General features: G+C 70.5%; 28 protein-coding genes. 13 read left to right on the top strand and 15 right to left on the bottom strand.

Annotated elements, in window-relative coordinates; genetic code table 11:
* Positions 1–260: 260 nt before the first annotated feature.
* Positions 261–563, top strand: coding sequence for a hypothetical protein (locus ACTJIY_RS20235; protein ID WP_440675301.1), 303 nt, complete (start codon positions 261–263; stop codon positions 561–563).
* Between the two features lie 485 nt (positions 564–1048).
* Here the strand turns inward: ACTJIY_RS20235 and ACTJIY_RS20230 are convergent, their stop codons facing one another.
* The 13 genes from ACTJIY_RS20230 to ACTJIY_RS20170 all read right to left on the bottom strand — a co-directional run bounded on the left by ACTJIY_RS20230 (position 1049) and on the right by ACTJIY_RS20170 (position 10133).
* Positions 1049–1300: a glutaredoxin family protein gene (locus tag ACTJIY_RS20230; protein WP_440675300.1), complete on the bottom strand. Its 252-nt coding sequence runs from the start codon at positions 1298–1300 to the stop codon at positions 1049–1051.
* Between the two features lie 103 nt (positions 1301–1403).
* Positions 1404–2270 (bottom strand): hypothetical protein, encoded by an 867-nt coding sequence (locus ACTJIY_RS20225; RefSeq protein ID WP_440675299.1) that lies wholly within the window; start codon positions 2268–2270, stop codon positions 1404–1406.
* An 8-nt stretch (positions 2271–2278) separates the two neighbouring features.
* Complete coding sequence (locus ACTJIY_RS20220; RefSeq protein ID WP_440675298.1) at positions 2279–3259, bottom strand: hypothetical protein; 981 nt, start codon at positions 3257–3259, stop codon at positions 2279–2281.
* Between the two features lie 181 nt (positions 3260–3440).
* Positions 3441–4076, bottom strand: a complete 636-nt coding sequence (locus tag ACTJIY_RS20215) for a hypothetical protein (protein WP_440675297.1) — start codon at positions 4074–4076, stop codon at positions 3441–3443.
* Complete coding sequence (locus tag ACTJIY_RS20210; RefSeq protein WP_440675296.1) at positions 4073–4828, bottom strand: ParA family protein; 756 nt, start codon at positions 4826–4828, stop codon at positions 4073–4075. Before ACTJIY_RS20210 ends, ACTJIY_RS20215 begins: the two co-directional genes overlap by 4 nt.
* A gap of 227 nt (positions 4829–5055) precedes the next feature.
* The gene (locus ACTJIY_RS20205) at positions 5056–5193 is read right to left on the bottom strand and encodes a hypothetical protein (protein WP_155099709.1); all 138 of its coding nucleotides are present in this window, start codon (positions 5191–5193) and stop codon (positions 5056–5058) included.
* 230 nt (positions 5194–5423) lie between these two features.
* Positions 5424–5741: a DUF6248 family natural product biosynthesis protein gene (locus ACTJIY_RS20200; RefSeq protein ID WP_440675308.1), complete on the bottom strand. Its 318-nt coding sequence runs from the start codon at positions 5739–5741 to the stop codon at positions 5424–5426.
* Positions 5742–5842: 101 nt separating this feature from the next.
* Positions 5843–7093: a hypothetical protein gene (locus tag ACTJIY_RS20195; protein WP_440675295.1), complete on the bottom strand. Its 1251-nt coding sequence runs from the start codon at positions 7091–7093 to the stop codon at positions 5843–5845.
* Between the two features lie 326 nt (positions 7094–7419).
* On the bottom strand, positions 7420–7632 hold the full coding sequence (locus tag ACTJIY_RS20190) for a hypothetical protein (protein WP_155099707.1): 213 nt from the start codon (positions 7630–7632) through the stop codon (positions 7420–7422).
* 97 nt (positions 7633–7729) lie between these two features.
* A complete protein-coding gene (locus ACTJIY_RS20185; protein ID WP_196217261.1) occupies positions 7730–8047 on the bottom strand; it encodes an ArsR/SmtB family transcription factor in 318 nt (105 codons plus the stop codon).
* 119 nt (positions 8048–8166) lie between these two features.
* Positions 8167–8799, bottom strand: a complete 633-nt coding sequence (locus ACTJIY_RS20180; protein ID WP_440675294.1) for a hypothetical protein — start codon at positions 8797–8799, stop codon at positions 8167–8169.
* Between the two features lie 14 nt (positions 8800–8813).
* On the bottom strand, positions 8814–9836 hold the full coding sequence (locus tag ACTJIY_RS20175; protein WP_440675293.1) for a transglycosylase SLT domain-containing protein: 1023 nt from the start codon (positions 9834–9836) through the stop codon (positions 8814–8816).
* Between the two features lie 84 nt (positions 9837–9920).
* Complete coding sequence (locus ACTJIY_RS20170; RefSeq protein WP_196217260.1) at positions 9921–10133, bottom strand: helix-turn-helix domain-containing protein; 213 nt, start codon at positions 10131–10133, stop codon at positions 9921–9923.
* Between the two features lie 153 nt (positions 10134–10286).
* Here ACTJIY_RS20170 and ACTJIY_RS20165 point away from each other — a divergent pair, with 153 nt between their 5' ends.
* The 11 genes from ACTJIY_RS20165 (at position 10287) to ACTJIY_RS20115 (ending at position 21681) form a co-directional block, all read left to right on the top strand.
* Positions 10287–11564 (top strand): MinD/ParA family ATP-binding protein, encoded by a 1278-nt coding sequence (locus ACTJIY_RS20165; protein ID WP_440675292.1) that lies wholly within the window; start codon positions 10287–10289, stop codon positions 11562–11564.
* The gene (locus ACTJIY_RS20160) at positions 11561–11842 is read left to right on the top strand and encodes a hypothetical protein (protein WP_440675291.1); all 282 of its coding nucleotides are present in this window, start codon (positions 11561–11563) and stop codon (positions 11840–11842) included. Before ACTJIY_RS20165 ends, ACTJIY_RS20160 begins: the two co-directional genes overlap by 4 nt.
* Before the next feature lie 79 nt (positions 11843–11921).
* Positions 11922–12194, top strand: a complete 273-nt coding sequence (locus ACTJIY_RS20155; RefSeq protein WP_155099700.1) for a hypothetical protein — start codon at positions 11922–11924, stop codon at positions 12192–12194.
* A gap of 219 nt (positions 12195–12413) precedes the next feature.
* Positions 12414–13154 carry a hypothetical protein gene (locus tag ACTJIY_RS20150; protein WP_155099699.1) on the top strand — a complete coding sequence of 247 codons (741 nt, stop codon included), beginning with the start codon at positions 12414–12416 and terminating at the stop codon, positions 13152–13154.
* Positions 13151–14776 (top strand): hypothetical protein, encoded by a 1626-nt coding sequence (locus tag ACTJIY_RS20145; RefSeq protein WP_440675290.1) that lies wholly within the window; start codon positions 13151–13153, stop codon positions 14774–14776. The genes ACTJIY_RS20150 and ACTJIY_RS20145 overlap by 4 nt, the downstream gene beginning before the upstream one ends.
* Positions 14773–16281 carry an SCO6880 family protein gene (locus ACTJIY_RS20140; RefSeq protein WP_155099697.1) on the top strand — a complete coding sequence of 503 codons (1509 nt, stop codon included), beginning with the start codon at positions 14773–14775 and terminating at the stop codon, positions 16279–16281. Before ACTJIY_RS20145 ends, ACTJIY_RS20140 begins: the two co-directional genes overlap by 4 nt.
* Complete coding sequence (locus tag ACTJIY_RS20135) at positions 16278–17786, top strand: hypothetical protein (protein WP_440697257.1); 1509 nt, start codon at positions 16278–16280, stop codon at positions 17784–17786. Before ACTJIY_RS20140 ends, ACTJIY_RS20135 begins: the two co-directional genes overlap by 4 nt.
* An 11-nt stretch (positions 17787–17797) precedes the next feature.
* Positions 17798–19324: a type IV secretory system conjugative DNA transfer family protein gene (locus ACTJIY_RS20130; protein WP_196217258.1), complete on the top strand. Its 1527-nt coding sequence runs from the start codon at positions 17798–17800 to the stop codon at positions 19322–19324.
* Positions 19321–19719, top strand: a complete 399-nt coding sequence (locus tag ACTJIY_RS20125) for a hypothetical protein (RefSeq protein WP_155099695.1) — start codon at positions 19321–19323, stop codon at positions 19717–19719. The genes ACTJIY_RS20130 and ACTJIY_RS20125 overlap by 4 nt, the downstream gene beginning before the upstream one ends.
* A gap of 172 nt (positions 19720–19891) precedes the next feature.
* Positions 19892–20215, top strand: coding sequence for a hypothetical protein (locus tag ACTJIY_RS20120; protein ID WP_155099694.1), 324 nt, complete (start codon positions 19892–19894; stop codon positions 20213–20215).
* Positions 20212–21681, top strand: coding sequence for a hypothetical protein (locus tag ACTJIY_RS20115; RefSeq protein ID WP_440675288.1), 1470 nt, complete (start codon positions 20212–20214; stop codon positions 21679–21681). The genes ACTJIY_RS20120 and ACTJIY_RS20115 overlap by 4 nt, the downstream gene beginning before the upstream one ends.
* A gap of 18 nt (positions 21682–21699) precedes the next feature.
* On the opposite strand, the gene ACTJIY_RS20110 is transcribed toward ACTJIY_RS20115, so the two are convergent.
* Positions 21700–22479 (bottom strand): hypothetical protein, encoded by a 780-nt coding sequence (locus ACTJIY_RS20110; RefSeq protein WP_440675287.1) that lies wholly within the window; start codon positions 22477–22479, stop codon positions 21700–21702.
* A 20-nt stretch (positions 22480–22499) separates the two neighbouring features.
* Entirely contained in the window at positions 22500–23210 is a 711-nt protein-coding gene (locus ACTJIY_RS20105) for a hypothetical protein (RefSeq protein WP_440675286.1), read from the bottom strand.
* A gap of 110 nt (positions 23211–23320) precedes the next feature.
* Between ACTJIY_RS20105 and ACTJIY_RS20100 the strand changes: the two genes are divergently transcribed.
* Positions 23321–23554 (top strand): hypothetical protein, encoded by a 234-nt coding sequence (locus ACTJIY_RS20100; protein WP_155099691.1) that lies wholly within the window; start codon positions 23321–23323, stop codon positions 23552–23554.
* Positions 23555–23888: the final 334 nt, after the last annotated feature.

Raw genomic sequence — 23888 nt, 5'->3', positions numbered from 1 at the left:
CCGCGTCACCTCGTCCCGGGCCCCCTGACGGATCGTCACGGGACCAGTCTCGCTCGACCTCACACTGAAGTGCAAGAGGTGTGTCCGATTCGGCTGGGCTGCATGCGAGGAGGGTGGGCGGGTAGCATGTGCCGAAGACGAACGGTCGAACGGTAGGGGGTTCTGGAATGGCGAGGACGTCGAGCAGGGTTCAAGCACGCGAGCGAGCACGGGCGGCAAGACTGCGGCTGGACCGGGAGCGAGCGGCCCGTGATCGCGCCGTGGAGGAAGCCGCGGAAGAGTTCTTCGTGGCAGACGACAAACGAGGCGCGCTTCTTGCGCAGCTCGACGCGATCGACGCCGAGCGCGCGCGCGCCGTCGCCCGGCTCGTGAGCCTCGGCGAGAGCGCATCTCGGGTGTCCGAACTTCTCGAGGTCGAGCCGCGCGAGGTCCGCCGACTGCGCACCCTTTCCGACAGCGACAACGCTCCCCCTCTCCCGACGTCCGCACCGGTCGGCGAGAGTTTCGGCGAGGGGTCACCGGCTGACGGTGTTAGGCACGACCTCGCGGGCGTCGAGGGGTGACATGCCGTCCCTCGTCGACGTCCACCTCGCCACCGCCGCGACGACGCCGAGCGTCGTAGGTCGGTATCGGAGCTTCGTCCGCACTGCTGGCTCGGCGGAGTGCTGGCTGTGGCTAGGGGCAATCTCCGGCCGGGGGCACGGTCGCTTCTGGCTGGGCGAGGGACGCGTTGTCATCGCCCACCGGTTCGCGTTCGCACTCGCTCACGTGAGGGCTGGGTCGCTCGAGCTTCCCCCTGTGGTCGCGCACCGATGCGACAACCCGCTATGCCAAAACCCGTCGCACCTCCGCGCGTCGTCCGCGGCGCTCAACCGCGCCGAATGGGTCGCGCGCCGCGAGACGATCGGTAGTCCGCTCCGGGATCGTCGAGGCGCGGCGGGTCGGGCGCGAGCGGTGCGCGACGCGGCGAAGGCCGGCGCGAGCGTCGTGGATGCGACGTCGGCCGGCCTTCGGGACGTTGACCGCGACCAGGGGACCTTGTGGTGAGCTACGCCGCGACGTCGCGCACGACCGCGGCCAGGCGATCAGGTCGAAAGCCCGACCAATGCTCCTCCCCCGCCACGACGACCGGGACCTGCAAGTACCCGAGCTCGTCGCGGATGAAAGCAAGTGCAGCGGCGTCGCGAGTGACGTCGACGGTAACGTACTCAATGCCCTTCTTATCGAGCGCACGGTATGTTGCGTCACACTGCACGCACGCGGGCTTGCTGTAAACCTGAACCGTCGCCTTCCCAGCCATTTTGGCCGCCCCCTTCAAGTCGTCATCAGGAATAGTTCTATTGTAGAACCGACAGTACCTAAACGCAATGCGCAATGCGCGTTTATGAACTTGTAATTTGCGCCTATTCCTGCGACTGCTTGACTCCGGCAGGGACGCAAACCTGGCCGGCAACGACGGCCAGGTTTGCAGCAGCCTCGCGCGGCAGCGGTGCCGGCAAGTCGAGAATCCCTTGGATGATGTGGCGGTATGGGATTACCGGAATCGCATTGATGAGTCGTGGGTGGTTGGGAATGTCTGCGCCGGACGGCGCGGAGGGAACCGCAATCACGGGGTACGTAGGTCCGGTGAAGACCATGTCCTGCGCAGCTGCTCCGATCGCGTCGTTGACCGTCGTCGCCTCCCACCATCGCGTCTGCACCCAGGTGCCCAGCGGCCGTCCCTCGAGAAAGACCTCGTCGTGCGCCGTCTTCCATGGCCCGGCGGCGGGCGCCGGCGTGACGATCACGACGCCCGCGGGGCCGACGAGGACGAACGGAACGCGAGCCTCTCCCCCGGGCACGAGCCGGTCCGCGAGCACGGTCCAGCCGTAGGCCGTGAGCTGCTCGAGCTGCGTGGCGAGACGCGTCTCGTGGTGGATCGTGCGGTCGAGGAACTCCTCGGCGGGCGTCCCGCCGTACCGGCGCATCAGGAGCAGCACGGCTGCGGACGCGGCCGCCGCCGCGCCCGCTCCCCAGACCATGACGCCTCCCGGGCTCTGGCGCCCGACAGCGACAGAGGTGAGCACTGCCAGTGCAAGAGCAACTAGGACCAGCAGAGTTGCACCGATCGCTCGCGGGTCGCGATGGAAGCGGAGGCGGTGCGAGCGGCGGGCCGCACGCAGCATCGGTCGAGCAGCCTTGAGCGACCCGGCGGGGCCGAGGTCCACGCGTTCGCGCCGCGGCACGCTCGGCACCTCTGGGTAGTACCACGCCCCGCCGGGATCACTCATGGTCCGAGTCAGTCCTCTCGTGCCGCCGCGGCAAGCGGGGTCTGGGTCGTGGTCGGCTCATCCTCGCGCACGCGCGCCGCACGCGCCGAGACCGACGCGAGGTGACGGTTCAGGGTCCGGGTCACCGTCGACTTGGAGGTGCCCACGCGATCCGCGATCTCCTGGTGCGAGATTCGACGCCCGGCAGGCTCACCCTCAGTGGCCCAAAGCCGGATCACTTCGGCGGTGCGCTCGTCCGGCGTGGTCCAGGCCGAGCGGGCGTGGTTCGCGTGGTCCGGTTCGGCTGGGCCGTCTGGGTCGGCTTCGCTGCTGTGGTCCGTTCCGGAATCGCGGGTGACGAAGTGCGACGTAGACCCGCTGTGCGGGGCGACCTCGCCCGGGTCGGCTTCCTGCCAGTGCGCGAGCGTGTGGGGTTCGGTCGTCGCGGCACCTTGGTTCGTGGGGCCGACGGCGCGGCCCGCGCCCTCCTCCCCCTTGCCGAGCTGGTGCAGCAGGGCGGAGGCCAGACCGAGGACCGCGACGGGGATGCATGCGACCACGACGACGACCTGCCAGGGCGCCTCGTCGACGCCGGCAGCGGCGAGCAGGTGGTAGGCGATCTGGCCGCCGGCGCCCACGATGAGCGAGAGGATCGCAGACCACCGGGCGAAGTTGCGTGCCCCCTCGGGAATCGGGCGAGACGTCAGCCAGGCGCCGAGCGCGAATGCCGCGTAGACCTCCATTCCGAGCGGCAGTGTGATGGAGAGGTCGACCTCGAGGTCTGCGATCCCGGGGAGCAGGTTCACTGGCCCGAACCCGGACATGCGCCCGAGCTCGACCCAGCCTCCCCAGATCGCGACGAAGGCTGATCCGGCCAGCAGCGCGACCGGCCAGCGCGGGTACCGGACCGTAGGGCCGTCCTGCGCCGCTGCTCCGGCCGTGGTGCGCTTCCTGAATCGAGTGAGCGTCCGGGCGATCCGCGCCCGACCCGAAGTGGGGTCGTGGTCCATGAGTGGTCCCCTTCTGAGGCGGTGGTAACCGGTATACGTGCTGACCTATTCATTCTAGCCGACCTAGTGAACCTATGTCTTGAGTCGGGCGGTGCGTCCTCGGACTCGTTGGTCGACGTGACGCAAGGACGGCCCGGACCGAGCGAAGCGCTCGGTCCGGGCCGTGAGTCGTGAGCCGCGTCTAGCGAGTGGGGCGGGTCGGGAGCCGGGCCGGTGGAGGCGGCAGTGGACCACCGATGCGGCGCTCTGCGTCACGGATGGCGCGGCGTGCCGCCTCCGTGACGAACTGCGAGAGCGAGTGCACGCGTCCGGCGCGACGGTCGGCGGACACCGCCGACTCTGCGTCGGTGATGGTCGACTCGAAGAGCGGGACGTTCCGCTGCACTCCGACTCCGGAGCGGTCCTCCTCCCCCAGCGTCTCGGCGATCGCCGCGCGCTCGGCTGGCGTCCGGGCCGAGTGCGCCCGGATCGCTCGCTCGAGCCACCGGGCGAACCCGACCGGCGGGTCATCGAGCTGGTCTAGGTCCACGACGTAAGCGCTCCGCGCCTGGTCGAACGTTGCCTTCTGCCAGTACGTGCCGAGGCGACGCTGCCCTGCTGGTGGTGCCTTCGTCGCGCTCCTGTCGGTTCTCGAGCTCGACACCGGCGGCGCAGCTCGCACGGGCGCCGGCTTGGCCTCAGCGGGCGCCGCCGGGGCCGGAGCGTTGCGCGTCGTCGTGCGCGTCTCGGGCTGCGGGTCGCTCCTCGGCTCGTCGATCACGCCGAGGATCGCGTCCTCGTCACGGTCGCCGAGACGTCGACGCTTCGGCGGGGTCACGACGCGCCTCCGAGGATCGTCCTTGTGACCGCCGCATAGTCCGCCGCGACCTTCGACGTGGGCGCGTACTCAGTCACGGGCATCTTCGCCGTGTACGCGTCCTTCACCGCAACCGCCTCGCTCACCGGCGACGTGACCTTTCCCGGGTAGCGCTTCTCGAGCTGCTCGACGACTTCCCTATCGAGGAGGCGCCGGCTGTCGTGCATCGTCGGCACGAGCCAGTCGATCTGCAGGCCGGGGCGCACTCGGCGCCCGATGCGCCCCTCGATCACTCGCTCGAGGCGGTGGATCTGGTCGTACGCCTCAACTGCGGACTCGACGGGCACAACGACGACGTCCGCGGCCGCGAGACCGGCTTCTGTGAGTCCGCCGACGGACGGCGGGGTGTCCACGACCACGTCGTCCCACTTCCCCATCCTCGGCAGGTAGTCGCGCAAGCTCGTTACGAGGTCGGCCGGCGGGGCCTGCTCGACGTCGATGAGGTCATGCGTGCCCGCGAGGACGTCGACGCCGGCGTAGGCGGACGGTACGGCCGCGTCCTCCGGTGCTGCGTCACCTCGCAGGACGTCGGCGGCGACGTACTCGACCTCGGTCTCGCGGCCGACGCCGAGTCGCGTCGTGAAATTGCCCTGCTGGTCAAGGTCGATGGCGAGCACGCGGCGGCCGCGCCTGCCCAGCTCGCGCGCGAGCTCGGCGGCGGTGGTGCTCTTCCCCACCCCGCCCTTTGGTAGCGCCACGGTGTACGTCGTCATGCGTCCGTCCTGCTCTCGATGTGGTCAACGTGGTCAACCTCAGCGTAGGCCGGGGTTCGCCCAGGTCCACGCATATTCGTTCTATGGCACCTGGTTTTGGTGGTCAGCCTCGCTCACTCTCCCGCGCTAGGGTGCCCCTGTGGCCTGGCGTGGTAACCGGGCCGCTGACAGGAGCGGCCCCCCGGCGCTAGACGCCAGGGGGCCGCTCTGTCGTTGGGCGGGTGGGCTCAGGCGGCGTCGAGCACGCGCCCGGCCTCCATGAGCTCGGCCACCGTCACGTCCTCACGAGCGACGACGTCACCGGTGGCGTAGCGGTCCGCGTCGCAGATGTTGGCGACGTCCTCGGCGGTAGGCAGGTAGCGCATGTGATCCTCCGTTGTGTGGTAACCGGGATTGCTGACGAGTCTTGCTATGGCTGCTAGTTGTCCTAGCGGAACTATCAGACCTATGGCTCCTGGTGGTCCTATGCCATGCGACTAGCGAGGGCGGCTGTGTCTCCGCGCTGGCCGGGCTAGTGGACCTATGGAACCTCGGCGTTCTATCCCTCCTCCCCTACCTCGTGTGGATAGGTGGTCTATTAGACCTATGGCTCTGGTCACCAGAGCGTCGGCATGTGCCACCCGGCTCCCGATGCGCCGTCGAGGTGGCTCACGGAGCAGGAGCACCGCCAGACGTGGTGGTGCCCAAGCTCCCAGACCGGCGTGAGCGCGGACCCTCGGCGAGTGGTGAGGTAGGCGGCCGGGCGCACGACGGAGCGTCCGGAGCACGACCCATGGGCGCCGCGTACGCAGTGGCCGCAGGGCCCCAGCTGGCACGCGCACATGGAGTAGAGCGCCGGCACCTCCGACCACGTCTTGCGGTGGTGGGGATGCCACACGACCTCGCGAACCCAGGCGGCCTGCTCCGGGGCCATCACCTTCGGCGATTGCGGCTCGTTCATGTAGTCAGACTATGTGACCTATTCAACCGATGCAACTGTGACTCGCGTGTGTCACCGGTCAGTCTTCCGGCGCCTCAGCGCAAGAGTGCAGGGCGAGTGTCCGGGGGAGGGCCGACTACCCGACGCGGAGGCCGCGCGGCCGCGATCGTCTCGCGGATCGTCCGCTTGGCGGCGACCTCGGCGAGGGTCTCGTCGACGTCGGCGCGACGCGCGGCGTCCGCGGCCGCTGCCTCCTGGCGGGCCTTCGTGCGGGCGCGCTGCTCGGCGCGCTCGAGCGCGAGTCGCTGGGAGCGGGAGCGGGTCACGGTGCCGGTCTCGTCGCGCCAGGCGGCGAGGCGGTGGGCGAGCCAGTCGGCGGGACGGATCACGCCGAGGTCGCCGCTGTGGGGGACCGGGGTGCCGTCGGGTCGGTAGTCGATGGCGTGGTGGACGTCGAGCACGGTCCAGCCGGCAAGGAAGAACTCTCGGGCGACGTGGCGGACGTGGGCGGCGCTGATGCGCCGCAGAACGGGCAGGCGCCAGCGCAGCTCGTCGGCGGCCGCCAGGCGCTCAGGCTTGGTCTGCGGGGTCTCGTGGGCGTGCCAGCGCCGCTCGATGGGTGCGTTGACCTGCGAAAAGTCGGACCTCGGTTCCTCCGGGCTGCCCGTCGCGGTCCCGGCCACGGCCTCAAGGTGCCGATCGGCAGCCCGGAGGCCGCGGCGCGTAGCGCCGCCATGGGGTTCAGGGCCGCGCAGCGGCTCAGTCTGGGTCGCGGTCTCGCGCGCGTGCGGGGGGTGCCGTTCACTCCCAAGGGGAGTGAACGGCGGGCGGACATCTATGTCCACAAGGGAAAGACGGCGGGGCTCGCCGTTCGTGCGCTCCGGGGCGGGGGAGGGGGCCGGTGTCGGGTCCTCGTCGAGCTCGTCTGTGGCGTTCTGAGCGCCTGCGAGCTCGGCGGCCAGGCGTTCACACCCGGGGACGTCCGCGAGGACGCTGACGGGCAGCAGGAGCAGATAGACGGGGACGACGTTGCCCTCGTCCTCGAGCACGCTCGGCCGGAACTCGTCCGTCGTGCCCTCGCGCACCGTTGCGAGCAGGCCGACCTCCTCGAGCACGCGCAGGTGCCGGCGGATCGTGCGCTCGGAGCGCCCGCACCGCTCGGCCAGGACGCGCTGGGGGACGCTCACGAGCATCTGCCCCTTCCGCTCGCGCTGCACCTGCCAGTCGGCGGACCACGCGAGCACCAGGGCGAGCTGGCGCAGCGTGGCGTACCCGTCGGCGCGCATCCGGCGCAGGCGAGGGTGCGGGGAGGCGTCCAGGGCCGCGGTGACCTGGTCGACGCGCACCGCCGGGACGACGTCGCCGGCGTACTTGCGGCGGGTGATCGCGCGCGCGACGTCGGCCCAGGAGCACTCCTGTGCGAGCGTCTGACGGCGCGCGGACTTCCCGGACGAACGTCCAGATTCGGGCGCGCTCGGAGCGTGAGCGTTCGGTGTGTCGCTGCCGAATTGGTGTGCGACGTGGGCGGCGGTGCCTATGATGGTCTCCAGACAGGGACGCACCGAGGGTGCGTCGATCGGGGCCCATCACCTCCCAGTCGCCAAACTCGGGTGATGAGCTTCTGATACTCGGCCCGCCCCCTTCGGGGGGCGGGCCGCTCTGCTATCTGCGGTTATGCAGGAATGTCGAGCACCTCCGGCCGGGTCGGCTTGGGCTTGAGGTCAGGCTGGTTGAAGGCGTCGGCGAAGAGCGCGACGAGGAAGTCGTTTCGGGTCTTGTAGGGAGACTCAGCGGCGGCCGCGTCGATCACCTCAGCGAGACGCGGCGGCACGGCGGCTTCGATCCGCTCTCGTGGCCCCTGGGGCTTCGGTCCTCGCTTACCCATGCGAGCACCCAACCATGCCGTGTACTCACTGCTCGCCTGTGGACCCGGTGTGTCGCGAACTTTCCCGAATGAGTTTCGCAGGCCCGATAACCACAGGTCAGCGGCCGGCGATGTAGTCGCCGAACGCGGTACCCACCTTCTCGACCTCGGAGCGGTTGGCTCGCCAGTGCACCCGGCGCCCTTGGCGTCGCTCTGCTGGTATGTCTGCGTCGACGAGCCCTTGAGCCTCGAGCGCCTTGAGGTGTCCGTGGACCGCGGGGCGCGTCGCGTCAAGGAGCTCTGCGAGCTCCGCGATCGTGAGCGTGTCGTGGAGTGCGAGGGCGCGCAGCACCTCTGCGCGCGCCCGGTTGCCGATGAGTTCAATGGCGACCTCGACCTCCCTAGGCATCCCTGGGGGTCTCGTCAGTCGCGGCATGGGCTTCATCCTGCCGGATGAGTCCGAGCCGCCTGCCCCCTTGGCTACTCATAACCTATCGTTACATGTTCGGTAGGTTGACTCGTGCATAGCGAAACGGCGGCCCTGGCGGGCTTGGCTCAGCCGAAGTCCTGGGGATCGTCGGGCGTGCCGTTGAAGGACTCGTCGACGGTGAGAGCCTCGACGAGCCACGGCGCGTCCTGCGTCTCGCGGACGAGGGTGAGGGTGGCGACGAGGATTCGGGGCTCTCCGACCCACCCGTCGCGGCCGGTCGGGGTCAGGGTGACGAGTCGGGTGCGCACGGCGGAGCTCTCGGTGTCCTGGGGCGCGTCCATGCCCTCGTCGACGTCGACGACCTCAGGGACGAGCGTCCCCTCGTGCTCGACGAGCTCGAGCCAGTCGGCCCCGGTGGGGACTGCCTGCGTAGCCGTCTGTGCGAGCTGTGGCGTGAGCCATTCCGCCGCGCGACCCGCGGCCGCGGAGGCGTTGTTGTCGGTCCGGGTGTCACTCGCCCACATGACGGCGGCGACCTGGTCGGCCACCTCGTCCGCGCCGGGGTGGACAAGCACGGCTTCCTCGGGGGCCGTCGGAGCGTCCTCAGCCTCAGTCGGAGCGTCTGTCGACGGCGCCTTGCTCGGCGTGCTGACCGGGGAGGGGGCCTCGCCGGGGCTCGGCTCGACCGCGGGCGCGCAGCCCGCGACGACGAGGGCGAGGGTGAGCGACGCCGCGAGGGCGGCGGGGGCTGTCTTCATCGTGCCTATCCTCCTCATGAGCCGGTCCCGACGAACTCCCAATGCCACGACTCGGGACGCGATCCGCCGATCCGTGCCCATGACGGGTGCTGCCATCCGTACGCCGGAGCGTTCGCGCGGAGCCAGGCGTGCCGGGTCGATCCCTCGGAGCCGATGCCGGCGAGGTCGACCGCGAGGCCCCAGCCGTGGTTTGAGTACCCCGGCTTGGCCGCGAGGGCAGGCTTGGTGGCGTAGAGGGCAACCTGAGAGGCGAAATCACGATATGCGTCGGTGATGCCGAGGTCGGCGCCGAACTGTGCGCGGTACGCGTCGTTGAGCCGCTCGAGCGCCTGCGCAGCATCACAGCGCAGCACCTCGCCGGCACGCGCCCACGGAATCTGGCAGAGGTTCGACGGATCGAGCCGGCCCGATCCCTTGATGGCCTCGCGATAAGTGCCGTCGGAGGAGACCGGCGGGCCACCGCCGGCGTCAACGCCGCCCACCGGGGCGCCGCTGTACTTCGGGATCGTCGCCAGGATGCGCTTCACGTATCGCTGCGTCTCGATGAACGACGGGATGCCGCCCGCACGCTCGACGTTTCCCGGCCCGGCGTTGTAGGCGGCGAGTGTGAGCTGCAGGTGGTCGCCGCTGATCGCACGAGACTCGAGCCGGGCGCCCACCCACTCGTGGAGGTGGCACATGTAGTCGGCCTGCGATCCGATCGCGTCGACCGGATCGAGCACGTCCGCGCGCCCGTCGCCGGAGTAGTCCTTCCCCCAGGTCTCCCACGTGCCGGGCATGAATTGCGCGATGCCGCGCGCGCCGGCAGGCGAGGTCGCGGCCGGGTTCCAGTTCGACTCGGCCTCGATCTGCGCGGCGAGCACGGGTCCGCTGATTCCCTCGCACCGCGTGGACGCCGCTTGGAGGGCATCGCGGAACGGCTCCGGCACGGCCTCGACGTTGAGGAGTCCGGAGCCTCCGCTCGGCGGCGCCGCGACGGCATCGTCTCCGCTCAGCGCGACGGGGGCGACGATGGCGCCGACGAGTAGCGCACCCACGACCAGGCTGCCCCCTACCGCCCTGTGCACGACTGCCCCCTCGTCGACGTTCCTACGGCCGCCATCTTGCCCCCCCTCGCTAGATCACTCGTCAGGGCCCACCCGGCTCCGGACCAGGAGGTCCTTCACCTCGTCCCGGAGGATCACCCACGACGTACCGACCCGGTAGGCGGGTATCTGCCCGCCCTTGAGGTAGCGGTAGGCCGTGTTGCGGGTCACCCCGAGGACGTCGGCGAGCTGCTCGACGGACAGGTGCTTGGGCAGGCCTTCGAAGAGCTCGTCAACGCGCCGCTTCACCACTTCCCACCGCCGATACATACGAGTATGATAGATGACGAATGATGAAAGTTGAACACGATCCGGGCCATACCGTGATCCAATCGCTCGAAGCTCGTTGATGCGTGACAGGTCACCAGAATGCCCGGTCTCGGACCCATACGAGGGGGAAACATGACGGACGAGCAGCCTGTCGGCTTTGAGGTGCTGGCGGGGGGAGTGCGACGAAACGCCCCAACCGTGGAAGCGGTACCTGCTGAGCCACCCGTCGTCGACGAGCTCGAGGACGACGTGGTCAGGCGTCAGGTCGTGCCTGCGAACGCTGGCCCGGTGGTCCTGCCTCCGCCGCCGGCGACGGTTCCGGCCTCCGCCGAAGCCCACCCGGACGCGGGGCCGGTGCCGCCGGCTCCCGCGCCGGCGCCGGCGCGGCGTCTGATGGAGGCGGCGACCTCGGCGTCGTCGACCGCGCCCGCTCCGACTGCGCTTCGCGCTCAGCGGGGTTGGCGCGGTGCGCTGGCGCGCACGGGGCTTCCCATCGCGCCGGGCGCCGCTGAGCGCGTGGCGCGCGAGGAGGCGGCGGCACGTAGAGCGCTGCTCCTGGACGCGGAGCGCGTGGTGCGTCAGGCGACGTGGACGCGGGCTGTGGCGATTCTCGTGGGCAACAAGAAGGGCGGCACGGGCAAGACTCCGCTCTCGATCACGCTGGGCGGGATCATCTCCGCGATTCGTGGAGGAGGGGTCGGGATCGTCGAGGTGTCCGACGACCCGGGCACGCTCGGCCTGCGCGCCGAGGGCACTCCCGCGCTGGGGCTCGGTGAGTTCGTGCGCGACGTCGACCAGCTCACGACGCGCGGCCAGGTGGTGGGGTACACCGCGCCGCAGACGAGCTTTGCCTCTGTGATCGGGACTGCCGTGGACCGCCCGCGCCCTCAGCTGACGTACGACGCCGTCGTGTCGGTCGCGGCCAAGCTCGACGAGTATTTCGAGGTCCGCGTCATGGACTCGGGCAACGTCCCGTCCTCGGGCGCGTTCAAGGGCGCGGCCGACACGGCGGACGTCCTGGTGATCCCGGTCATGCTCGCGGGGGACAGCACGCTGGACGCGCTCGGGATGCTCGAGGAGCTGCGCACGACCGAGTCCGGGCGCCGCCTCGCGCAGACCGCGATCGCTGTCGTCATGGACGACGGGCGCCCGCAGACGGCGGCAATGGAGGAGGCAGTGCGCGCCGAGCTCGAGGCCGCGGGCGTGCGCACGTTCCACCGTCTGCCCTACGACGCGCACATCGCCGGGCGCGGGGAAATCACGCTCGACCAGGTCAATCCGCACGCTCGAGAGGCGCTCACGCTGCTCGCCGCGGACGTCATCCGCGCGCTGACGGTCGCGGCGGTTCCGCAGGGCCGCCGAGTGCAGACCATCCGTGCCGCCGAGACCGTCGAGGAGCGCTCGCGATGATCGGCACGGGCCTTGCTTCCGTGCTCCCCAACCCCACGGGCGCAGTCGGCCCCACGCTGAACGGGGCTTCCTACGCGCTGGTCGCGGTGTGGGCGGTCGCCCTGTTCGTTGCCCTCGTCTACCTGACGCTCGCGCTCTTCCGAATGCGCGCGGGCGCCAAGGGGAACTACGCCGCCACGTACGAGGAAGGCCGGAAGCGAGCGATCGCGGCCGGCGTCGGCGCCGTCGTTCTCCTCGCAGGTGGAGCGGTCCTCTGGGCGGTGCTCACCGCCTTCTGACGCAGGCCTTCGCGAGTCGGCCGCGCACCAGCTCGGCCGCACATCAGGAATCTTCAACCATCCAAGCAGGGAGCAAATCGTGGACATCTGGAACAACATCACCCCGAACTTCGGCCCGTTCGCCCCGATCCTGTCGGAGCCGGTCGGCGTTCTCCTCGCCGCCGCGTGGGCGCTCGGGTTCGTGGTGCTCGGCTTCTTCCTGATCGAGTCGCTCGTGCGCATGGGCAAGGCGCGCCGCGCGAACGTGCCCGACGTGTACGAGGACGCCAAGAGCGGCCTCTTCTGGCCGGCTGTCGGGATCATCGCCCTCGCCGCGCTGCCCGTGATCTGGGCTGTCCTGACGGGCATCTGACCGACCTTCACACCGAGACGAAAGGCAGGGGGCACCATGCCTGTCCGCTACGAAGATGAGACGGCGCCGCGACCGACGGCGGCCAGCACCGGCCCCGCACGCGCAGCAGCTGAGCCTCGGGGGCCGCGCGGCCCCCGCGACCGGGGCAAGGCAGCGCGGTGGGTCTTCGGCGTCCTGATCGGCGTTCTCCTCGTCGCAACGGTCGTCGGCGCACTCAGCGTGCGCGGCGAGCGTGACCGCGAGCAGACCCCCGCCGAGGACGTCGCTACCTCCGCCCCTCCCGTCGTCGAGCTGCCCTACGGCGAGGCGGCCGTCGGGGCGGGGGCGACGACCGTGGTCGCGGGCATCCCGAGCGGATATCCGCGCACCACGGACGGCGCGGTGTCGGCCGCGCTGACCTACGCGAACGCTGCCGGGACGGCGCTGTTCGTGACCCCCGAGAAGCGGACCCAGATCGCAGAGACGATCTACACGCCCGCCGCACGCGAGAACGGGGTGCTCACGGACGAGGTCGCGGCCGCCGTCCAAGACGAACTGAACGTGACGCCCGACGGCCTCGGCTTGCGTGCCGACGGGACGATCGACGCGTCGCGCCGTGCGTTCGCCGAGTGCCTCTACCAGTACGGCGCGTACCGGGTCGACGACGTCGACGCGAGCACGGACCCGAGCGAGGTCGTGGTCACGACCTGGGCGCCGTGCCTCAACGGGGTCGGCTCGGCGGACGACGGATCGGCGGTTCAGGTCCGGTGGTCCGAGGCCACGACGACGATGCGGTGGAGCGGGACCGACTGGCAGATCGCCGAGACCACCTACCCGACGCACACACCGCCCGCCCCCGACCAGCCGCGGGCGGTCAACGTGTCCCTCACGGAGCGCGCGCGCCTGCTCGGTGACGGATGGGTCGTCCCGGCCGACGCGACCGACACGTTCGACCCGACGATCGGGATTGGTGAACTGTGAACGCGCTCAAGCGGAACCTCATGGTCGCGGTCCTCGTCGCCGCCGCGGTGCTGGGCATCGGCGGCGCGTCGACCGCGTCACCGGCTCCGGCGGCGCTTCCGGCGGGGCCGGCGAGCGACACGCTGTGCCAGCTCCTTCCCGAGGGGGTCGCGCAGACGGCCTGCAAGGGCGTCGGGAGCGTCGTCGACCCGACCAACCCCGGCGGCATGGTCGACGCCGGAGGTCTCGTCGGCGCTCTCTTCGAGGGGTTCACGGCGAAGAACCTGATGCAGGAGTGGGCGGTCGGAACCGCTGTCGCAGCCGCGAAGATGCTCGACGGGATGCAATCCCTCCTCTTGAACCTGAGCCGGCCAGACCTGACCGCGGAGTGGTTCCTCGGCCGGTACGCGATCATGTGGGCGCTCGGGCTCATCGTTGGGGCATTCGTCCTAATCGGAGTGGCCACGCGGCTTGGAGCGGCCGGAGACGCTCGTCGTCGACCTGAGGTCGTCGCGTCGCTCCGCGAGTCGGGCGTGCGGGCCGTGTTCTTCATGCCGGCCGTCGCGCTCCTGCCGATGCTCGTCTGGTTCTTGACGCAGCTCACGTACCGGCTAGCCGCCATCTTCGGAGGCCAGTCGACGGCGGACGCAGCTGAGGCGGTCCAGTGGTTCGTGGACGTCCTCGCCAAGACGAACGACCCTGAGGCGGTCATGATCGGCGGCTCAATGTCGCTGCTCGTGCTCGGCGCCATCGCCTACTTCGCGGCCTTCACGGCGACGGTCGAAATGGTGATCGCCTCGTACGGGCTGTACCTGGTCCTGCTGCTCGGCCCGGTGCTTCTCGCGCTGGCGATCCACCCGCGGTTCCGGAGGCTCGCGAGCATCGCGGGCGCTGTACTCGCGTCCCTGCTCCTCGTCCCGCCCATCATCTTCTTCGGCTTCTGGGTGCTGTGGGGCATGGTCGGTGGAGCGCTCGACGCCTCGAGCCCGACGGACGCCTTCCGTGGGGTACTCCTCATCGGGATCGGGACGCTCGCGGTCGTCGCGCTACCCGTGCTGGTCGGGATCGTGACCTCGATGGTGGTCGGGTCTTCGACCGGAGACGACTTGGGATCGGCGACGCGGAGCGTGAACCACGGTGCCGTCGGGGTCGGACAGAAGCTTGCTCACGGGATGCAGAAGCTCGGTGGCGCTCGTGGCGGCAGCACCGCCGGGTCGGGCGCCGGGTCCGGCGCCGGCGCGGGCCGCGGAGCGGTTCCCGCGGGTGCCATGACTGCCGCCGCGGGTCCTGGCGGACAGGGTGGCGGCCTCGGTGCCGCGGCGACGTCGCAGAAGAACCAGAAGAGCAAGCGGGGCGAGCAGGGTGCTCCGTTCTCGTACAGCCCGGGCGGCGGCGCGGTCGACAGCACGGCCGGCGCCGGCGCCGCGGTGGGAGCGAAGGACGGCCCGATGAAGGGCGCCCAGACAGGCGCGCAGATGGGCAAGGCGGCTGGGCCGAAGGGCATGGCTGCGGGTGCCGCGATCGGCGGTGCGACGGGGGCCGTCGCTGGTCCCGCCGAGGGAGCCATCAAGGGCACGCAGAGCCAACTCAAGGAGTCGCTCGAGCGCGGGCGACACGTGCGAGACGGGGGTGAGCAGAAGTGACCACGGTCCACGACGTCGACGAGCGCGTCTGCAACATCGGCGGCGAGAGCCGCAACCGGGGCCTCTTCGGAGCGTTCGGGGTGATCCGAACGCTCCTCCTCGGCGCCATCGTCATTTTCGGTCTGGTGGCGCTCGTGGTGACGCAGTCGCCGTGGGTGCTGCTGGGGCTGGTGATCGTCGCCGGCGTCGTCTGGTGGGCGCTGCGCCGGCAGACCGCTGTCGGTGAGTCCTGGACCGGGACTCTCGGGGAGGAGCTGCGGTGGCGCGTCGCGCGCCGCCAGGGCACCGACGTCTTCGAGCCCGATGCCGGCTACGCGACACGACCCGTGCCGCTCGAGCTCGGCTCGGTCCGCTTCATGGGCGTCGCCGCGACCGAGGACGGTCCCGAGCTCAGCGTCGTCGGTCACGGCCTGGACTGCCTGACGACCGTGCTCGAGGTCGTCGGCGGCGGAGAGGGCATGCGCGAGATTGCGCAGACGAACGCGGCCAGCGCACGGTTCGGACGGCTCCTCTCGCGTCTGGCGCGACCCGACCTTCCCGTGGAGCAGGTCGACTTCTCCACGCGCGTCATGCCGGTCGAGTCCGCCGACTATGAGCAGTGGATCACCGATCGCCTGCGCCCCGGCCTGAGCCCCGAGCTGCGCGACTCGATGACTACGCTCGCCGCGCAGGCGGCCTGGTCGGGCGAGTCGTACCGGTCGTGGATCACGGTCCGCATGTCGTACGCAGGGCTGTCGGCCAAGACCGCGCGACGCGGGGTCCCTGTGACGCCGGAGAACGTCGCTGAGACCGCGTTTGAGGTCACCGGTGAGGTCTCGCGTGCGGCGGCCCGCGCCGGACTCACGGTCCGCGCGGGTCTGGGGCCGCGGCGCCTCGGCGCGCTCCTGCGGCACCTGTACGTGCCCTCGCTCTCGATGGACAACCTCGCCGAGCTCGGTGGAGCACGCGACGGGTTCGTGGCCTACAACGCCGAGGGACCCGCGCACCGCGCAGGCTTCGAGGTCTACGGTCCCGACGGTTCCACCTGGTGGCACGCGACGGCGACGATTCCGCGCGACGGCCTGCCCCTGTCCGACGTCGGCGTGCGGTGGATGGAGTGCCTCGTCACGGACGTGACGCCGCCGATCATCCGGACCGTGACCACGCAGTTCCGGCTCGTGGCGAAGCCCGAGGCCCGCGCGCGCGCCGCCGCGGCGCTCACGCTCGACAAGGCCGCGATCATCAAGGACGCGAAGGCCGGCGTCGTCTCGACGGGAGAGAAGGAGGCGCAGGCCTCGGTCCCGCAGACGATTCTCAGCGACCTTCTGCACGAGGACGCCGCCGGCGTCGAGACCGCCGTGCGCGTGACGGTTTCGGCGCCCACACACGACGACCTCCTCACCACTCGCGAGGTCCTCGAGTCCGCCGCCCAGGATGGCGGCATCACCCACGTGAAGTGGCACGACACGCGCCACCACCACGCACACGTCCTGACGCTGCCGTTCGCAAGGGGGATCGGAAAGTGAAGTCGATTCGGAAGTCCAAGAGCACCGTCGCCACCGACAAGCGCGCCGCCGCGGTGTTCCGCGCACCAGCCCGACGCCGCCGGTTGTGGGACCGCTTCGGCTGGTACGACGTCGCCGTGCCGGCGCCGTTCACCTCGACCCGTCAGGCCGAAGCGCTGAACACGGCGCTCGTCGCGACGCACCCGCCGCTGTCGGGCCCGCTCCTCGGGGTGAACGTCCAGACCGGCCAGCCCGAGACGTGCGACCCCCACGAGCTGTACGCGCAGCGGCGCATCGGCTCGCCGAACGTAGTGATTCTTGGCGGCGTCGCCATGGGGAAGAGCACGCTGACCAAGCTGCAGTACGTGGTGCGCGCGATCGCGCTCGGTCGGCAGGTCGTCGTCTTCGACCGCAAGGTGCAGCAGGGCAAGGGGGAGTACCACCGCGCCGCGCAGGTGTGCGGCGGGACGGTCCTCCCGTTCTCCCGGCGCGGCGGGTGCACGGTCAACATCCTCGACCCGCGTATCTCGACGACCTCCTACCAGGACTCCGAAGGCGAGGACGTCGTCGGACAGGACGAGCTGCTCGAGATGGTCGCCACGCAGGCCCACGGCGCCCTCAGCTCCGACGAGCGGGCCGCTCTCCGCGCGGCGCATCGCAAGGCGCTGCGCGAGGCGGCGGCGGCTGGTCGCGTTGCCGTCCTGCGCGACGTCGTCGACGCGCTCTATGAGCCTGACGAGTCCGCGATCCCGCGCGAGCACCTGAGCGCGAGCGGGTGGGTCACCGTCCGCGACGTGTTCGAGTGGGGCCGCCGGCTCGCACAAGACCTCGAGCGCTACCTCGAGGGCGACCTCTCCGGCCTCATCGACGGCGAGACGCAGGGCCCGGACGGCAAGCCCCTCGACCTGTCCGCACCGCTCATCGTGGTCGACACGTCACGACTGCCTGAGGAGTCGCCGGCGCTCTCGCTGGTCATGGCGATCATGGCGAGCTACCTCGCCTCGGTGTGGTCCATGACGGTGGGGCAGCGCCTCATCATCATCGAGGAGGGCTACCACGCAGCGCGTCTGCCCTCGGTCGCCGCCGTGTTCCGCGCGCTCGCGAAGCGCGGCCGCGGGATCGGCCTGTCGGTGGTGACCGTGTTCCACCACATCAGCGACGTCCCGGTCGACTCGGACATGATGAGCATGATTCGCGAGGCGGAAATCATCCACGTCTTCCGGCAAGACAAGAGCACCGACGCTGAGGCGGTCATCAACCTCTTCAACTTCCCCGCCTGGGTCCGCCCGCACCTGGCCCTGCTCGACCAGGGTGTGCACATCGCCAAGATCGGCACCGAGCCGCCCAAGTTGGTGAACGGGGTGCGTACGCCGCTCGAGGAATGGATCACCGACACCGACGCCGCGATGCTCGGCCAGGAGCAAGGCGGCGAGCTGTTCGCCGCGTCGGCGCAGTCCGACGAGCTCGAGGATGTGCTCGACGTCGTCGACGTCGCACCGGTCGATCCGATCCCGGCCACGGTCTGAGAGGGGGAGGCATGTTCGGAGTCGATCTTCCCGCCGGAGCGGGTGTCGCATTCGCGGTCGTAATCGGGCTTGTCGTGCTGGTCGCGGTCGTCTCTGGGCTGCGCAGCGGCGGCCGCAGCGAGCACGCCCAGCAGGACCGCGAGCGGGCCTTCTCGCATGCCTGGGCCACGCCGAAGGACGTGGCCGACCTGGTCGTCGACGGACCGGCTCGTGCCCGGGTGATCCTCGGCGAGATGGGAAAGTCGACCCTGGCCAACCCGCCGCGCCGTTCAGTCATGGTCATGGCCCCGACGGGCGCGGGAAAGACGCCGCGCTTCGTCGTTCCTGCGGTCCTGCGCCACGAGGGACCGGCGCTCGTCGCCTCGGTGAAGAGCGATGCCTACAAGCTGACGGTGAGCAAGCGCGCGAAGGAGGGCCCGGTGCACCTGTTCGACCCGGCGGGGTCCACGGGGGAGCAGAGCACGCGGTGGTCGCCGCTCGCGAGCATCCAGACGTACGGCGACGCGCTCAAGGCGGCCGCGTGGCTGTCGGAGTCGAGCAAGGTCGAGTCGCGAGGACTCGAGGACCAGAAGTTCTGGGACTCGCTGGGACGAAAGCTCCTCGCCCCCATGCTGTTCGCGGCCGCGCGCCACGGGAAGCACATGGCCGATGTGGTGCGCTGGGTCGACTACGCCGACGAGGAAACGGTCGCGGGCCTGCTCGAGACGCTCGGCGACGAGGACGCCATCGCGGCGTGGCAGGCCTCGACGCTGCGCCACGAGAAGACGAAAAGCTCGGTGTACGGCACGGCCGAGGTCGTGCTCGAGGCGTTCGGCCACCCGGACGTGCGCGACGCCCTCGCCGCGGTCCCCGGCGACCCGGGAACGCTGGACCACCGGACCTTGCTCGACGGCGGCACGCTGTACCTCGTCGCCCCGGAGGCCGATCAAGCCCTGTTCGCGCCGGTCTTCGAGACGCTGGTGAACGCGGTTCTGCGCGAGGTGGAACAGCGCGCGGCGAAGACCGGGCTGCCGCTCGACCCGCCCCTGCTTCTGATGCTCGACGAGGCCGCGAACATCGCGCCGCTGCGCCGGCTAGACAAGGTGACGTCGAAGGGTGCGAACGAGGGGGTCATCACGGTGAGCGTGTGGCAGGACGAAGGGCAGCTCGTCCGCATCTACGGTCGCGACGCGGCCCGCACGGTCAAGTCCAACCACACCGCGCACGTCTACCTCCCGGGCATCTCCGACGAGGAGACTCTCAAGGCGCTGAGCGAGTCGATCGGTGACCACAAGGTCCGCCGAAAGACCGTCTCCCGCGGCGCCCGGGGCGAGGTGTCGACGTCCTCGCACTACGTCGACGAGAGGCTCGCACCGCCGTCGTACCTGCGACGGCTGGGCAAGGGAACCGCGATCGTCGTGACGGGGCAGCACAAGCCCATGCGGGTAAACCTCCCCGGCTGGTACGAAGTGCCCGCGCTGCGGGCGATGGTCGATCGTGACGTCGCGCGCGCGTTCGATGAGCAGTTCGCGCCGGTGCGTTCGGGGGCTCGCCGGTGAGCGCCGATCCGGCCCCGCTCATCATCGACGAGGCCACGCTCCTGTCGTTCGCGGAGACGATCTCCGAGCACGAGGACCGGATTCACGCGCTCGAGACGGGGCAGCGCGTTGCGGCCGCAAGTTCGGGGGAGGGCGGGGACGACGAGGCCGACCTCGATGAGTACGTGCGCCACCTGTGCGACGACTTCCTGTGGTCCGAGACGCTCGGCCCGGCGTGGCGGGACGTGCCGGCGGTCGTCGCCGAGCTCGACGCGCTGCGTCGGGCGCACGCATTCGCGTACAGCGACGAGGCGGGCGCCTTCGAGAGGGTCTACTACCACGACGCCCTTGAACGGGTGCGGGAACGCGTGACAACGCATCGTCAGCGCCACCGGAAACGGAGCGCGGCGGGATGAGCGACGAGGGGGCCACCCAGGCGGTGGCCCCCTCGATCTGTCTACAGGCCCCGATCTGGCGCCGTTGTCCACACGCGTACGCGAAGCGCCCGGTGGCGGCTCTGGGCTCGCTGGATGATGCCGTGGCAAGGTTGGAGGGCCGTCTTCCAGCCGCGACCGACAGGGGGCCACGATGGGGCTGACCGAGGAGCACTTCACCGCCTACCAGGACGCACGATCGTTGATCGTCGAGCTCGTGCGCACCGCCCCACCGGGCCGGGCACTCCTGGACTACGGGCGGGTACGTCTCGCCCTCGACGATCTGCACGGCGGGACCGGCTTCCCGCCGGCTCAGCCTGTGACGATGACTGATCGCCGCGCCCTCGTAGACGCGGCGGTGCAGGCAACGCGCGCGCTGGCAACGTTCGACGTCGACCCGCTCGCGCTCGAGCTGTGCGTCGCCGATCTTCAAGAGGCCTGGGCTCAGGAGCGGGAGCAGCTCGAGGGCGCCCGGTGACCTACGGCGACGTCACCCGGGACCTGCACGTAGCCCTCGCTGAGCTGCTGACGTTCCAGAAGACCCTTCCTCGCCTCGACCACCGCGAGCAGGGCGGGCAGTGGAACGTCGCGGTCGACGACGCGGCGCGAAGGCAGCAGGAAGCGTCGAGTGCGCTGATGCAGCGATATCGAGCCGTCGTCCTTCGCTGGGTGACGTCGTCGACGTACGCCGCGCTGCCGCTCGAGGTCCGGGAGAGGTACGACGAGGGGAAGCGGTACCCGCGCGAGCGGGAGTGGTCCCCGGTCGCGGCGTTCCACGCGTACGTGCGCCGTATCGCGCAGAGCAGCGGGGCCGACCTTCCCGACCGCCGCGCTACCTCGCTCGAGCTGGACACTCCTCACGAGTCCTCCATCGTCGACGCATGGCGCCGCGCCGCCGTGGCCGCGTGGAAAGGTCAGGAGGTTGAGCTCGGGGACCTGCCGCACCAGGGCGCGGCAGAGAAGCTGGCTGTCCTCAAGGATGCGACAGACGCCATGCGCGCGATCGCCTACCTCGATTTTCGGTACCGCAACGTACCGAACTGGCCCCGGACGATCGCCAGCATCAGGGATTCCGGGCCAGGGTCCGCCCGGCAAAGGATCGACGACTGCGCCCGCTTCCTGGCAGGCCACAACCTCGACCATGCCGTCGACTGGACCGGGCGTCAGCCCGGGGCCGCGCTCTATCCCACGCCCTACCCGCCCGGGGCGCAGGGCACGATCATGGCGCTCTGGAACGCGACCACGCGCCTCGAGCACACGATGCCCAGCGCCCGGAACATGCACGAGCTCATGCTCGTGAACCACGCGCTGTCCCACGAGCTCGCCGAACACACCGAGCACGACGACCCGGCGCTCGGTCAGCACTTCCGCGAACGTGCATCCCTATACCGCCGGCTCATCGACTCGACGCAGAACATCGACGGGCGCGCAGGCGGCGGCGGCCCCGCGGTCGCAGACTACGAAGCTGTGCTCACCCGTCTCGCGTCCGGTGAGGCGCCAGAGACTCAGAAGCAGTGGGCGTCGGTCGCTGTGCTCTCTGACAGGACGGACGCGCGCATGGCCGCCGTCCTGCGCCGCGGGCGCGACGAAGGGCTCTACTTCACGAGTCGGGAGAAGCGACTGAGCCGCGATCCTCGATCGGGCGTTCGCCTCGCGGTGCCTGTTTGGGAGCGCGTCACGGCAGAGACTCACCCCACGCTGAGCGGCGCAATCACCGAGCTCGCCACGACTCGATCAGGACGACACCTCGACCCTCCCGGTCGGGCTGGCCGAGAAGCTCTGGCGGAACAACTGGAGGCGACGGTCGCTCGCCTTGAAGGGCTCCGTGAGAAGAAGGGCTATCAGACGCAATCGCCCTCGTCGCCGGGTCAAGGCGTGCAGCCACCTCGGCCCGAACGGCACACAGAACAGCGAGACGAGCGCGGGGTCGTGCTCGATCGCTGACTTGTCGCGGTGGGGTCGCTACGGCCGTTCGCGGCCCGCGGGGCCCGAAGGGTCTTCGCGTTGGTGCCGTTGGTGATTCGTGGCCGCACAGTCTCGGTCTCGTGGCGACCGCAAGTCGTCAGCGTCGACGACGGTGCGCCGCGCGAGAATGTCCGCAATGCGCTTCGCCAGGGACTCCACAGCGGGGCTGTTCGGGAGGACGCGACCGGGACTGCTCGCCGCGCGCGTCTCCTCTTCGCGGGTATCGTCCGGCACCTCGAGCGACGCCGCACGGCGTAGCTCGGCAACGTAGAGAGGGGCCAGGTCCGCGACCTCTTGCGGCATCGTCGCCAGCCCGGTGGCGGCGTCGTCGCGGTAGTACCGCAGCGTTTCGGCCGGCATCTCGTGGACGTGGTCCGTGTGTTCGAACAGCGCAGAGGAAAGCGGAAGGAGGGCGCTGGGCTGGGCGTGCCATGAGTTCCAACAGCGGTGCCGGCCGTCGGACATGGTCGTCGACCAGGGGTCGGCCGACGGCGCCTGCCACGGCTGGAACCACGAGCGCACGATCTTGCGATCGGTCTCCTCGAGCGTAGAGAGCTCGACGCGCAGGACCGCGTTCCCTCCCTCGACGTCGTAAGCCCCCGCGCTCAACGCGCGGGCGAGGCCGTCGACGATCGGAGCAATTTCAGCCCAGTGGCGGGTGTCGCGATCTGCCCAGCGAGGCCGCTCGTTCCAGCCGTCAGGGTTGACGAGCCACGGGAGATCCTCCGCTCGGGCAAACCACCACCGTTCCGGATGGGATACGCGGATCGCTTCCACGCACGACACGATCCCACGCCTCACCCGACCAGGCGCAGCGGCCCGCGCCGCGTCGACGTCGCCAGCCGGGCACTCCCCTCGATGGGGTCGACCAGGAGGCCGCCCGGTGTCGGGAGCGTGAGGGTCCACCGGTCCGTGACGCCGCGGGCCGTGCGGACGACGTCGAGCTCGCACCTCCGGAGGTAGCCGTCGCCGGCATCGGTGCCGGTCCACCGGTGCGCGACGACGTCGAGGCGCACTGCGGCGTGCTCCCACGTGCTCACGGCGACCAGCCCGGACCCGCGCTCGCGCGCCCGGGCGAGCAGCCGTCGGCGCTCGGATGCCGTGAGCCGAGCGTCGGACCCAACGACGACGTACGTCATGCCGTCGAGCAGGGCGGCGACGACGCCGGCAGGATCGTCCCCGGCGCGCGGCACGAGCGCGACGCGCTCGAGCGCGACGCCGGCATCCGCGGCCGCGAGCATCCCGAGGGCAGGCGCCCCCAGTACAGCGAGCCAGTCCGAGGTGCCCTGCGACGTCGCGAGTAGCGCGAGCAGGAGCGACGTCGAGCCCGTCACAACGCTGGCCGCGCCGCGGGGCAGACGCCCGTCGTCGAGGATCGCGCCGAGCGGCCGCGGGACGTCGTCGAGGTCAACGACGCCCGGCGTCGACGCGCGCACGCCCGTACGCAGCTCGGCGCGACGCAGGGTCGCGCGAGCCACCTCGAGCGGGTCGAGCGCGGTCGCTGTCACCCCTCCAGGCTACGCCGTGGTTCGAACTGGTGTTCGAATAGGATTGTGTCGTGGGAACTCGTCGACGTCCGCCTCCCGGCGGCTGGCCGTCCGGTATCGAGACGGTCCCGATGCGTGACCACGCCGAGGAGGCGCCCGAGCTCGCACGGCGTGGCGTGGCGGTAGTGCGCCCGTCCGAGGGCATCCCGGTGCGCGCGTGGATCACGCAGCGCCAGAGCGGCGAGGCGCGCGTCGACGGCGAGGCCGTCGCGTGGGCGGGCCGCCAGGTCCACGTGCGCTACCTCTCCCGCGAAGGGCGGGAGGGGTGGGCGTGGCTCTGGGCCGACGCTGTCGAACGTCGCTGAGCCCAGACGCGACGAGCCCCGACCAGCAGGGGGATGTGGTCGGGGCGTCGTGTGCGTGAGCGTACCGCCCCCCACCCACACGCGTACCGCTCGCGCTGAGGTGATGAACCTTCTTCCTCTTGACGATCTTCTGCACCACGGAGGCGTCACCCCTGGCGACGGAGCATCGGGAACGCTGGCACGGTGGGCCAGCGAGGACGACGTCGGCCTCGTCGGGGTTGAGGTTCTCCCGGTAGTAGAACTTGATGATCGGGTTGTACTTGTTGAGCTCCTGGGGGGCGATGCCCGCCTCGAGTGGGCGCGGTGTGTGCATCGACCGGGGCCCACCAGGTTG

The sequence above is a fragment of the Cellulosimicrobium sp. 22598 genome (genome assembly GCF_052044445.1).
Classification (GTDB): Bacteria; Actinomycetota; Actinomycetes; order Actinomycetales; family Cellulomonadaceae; genus Cellulosimicrobium; species Cellulosimicrobium cellulans_G.
The sequence above is the reverse complement of the archived record's forward strand: the minus strand, read 5'-3'. Positions and strand labels throughout refer to the sequence as shown.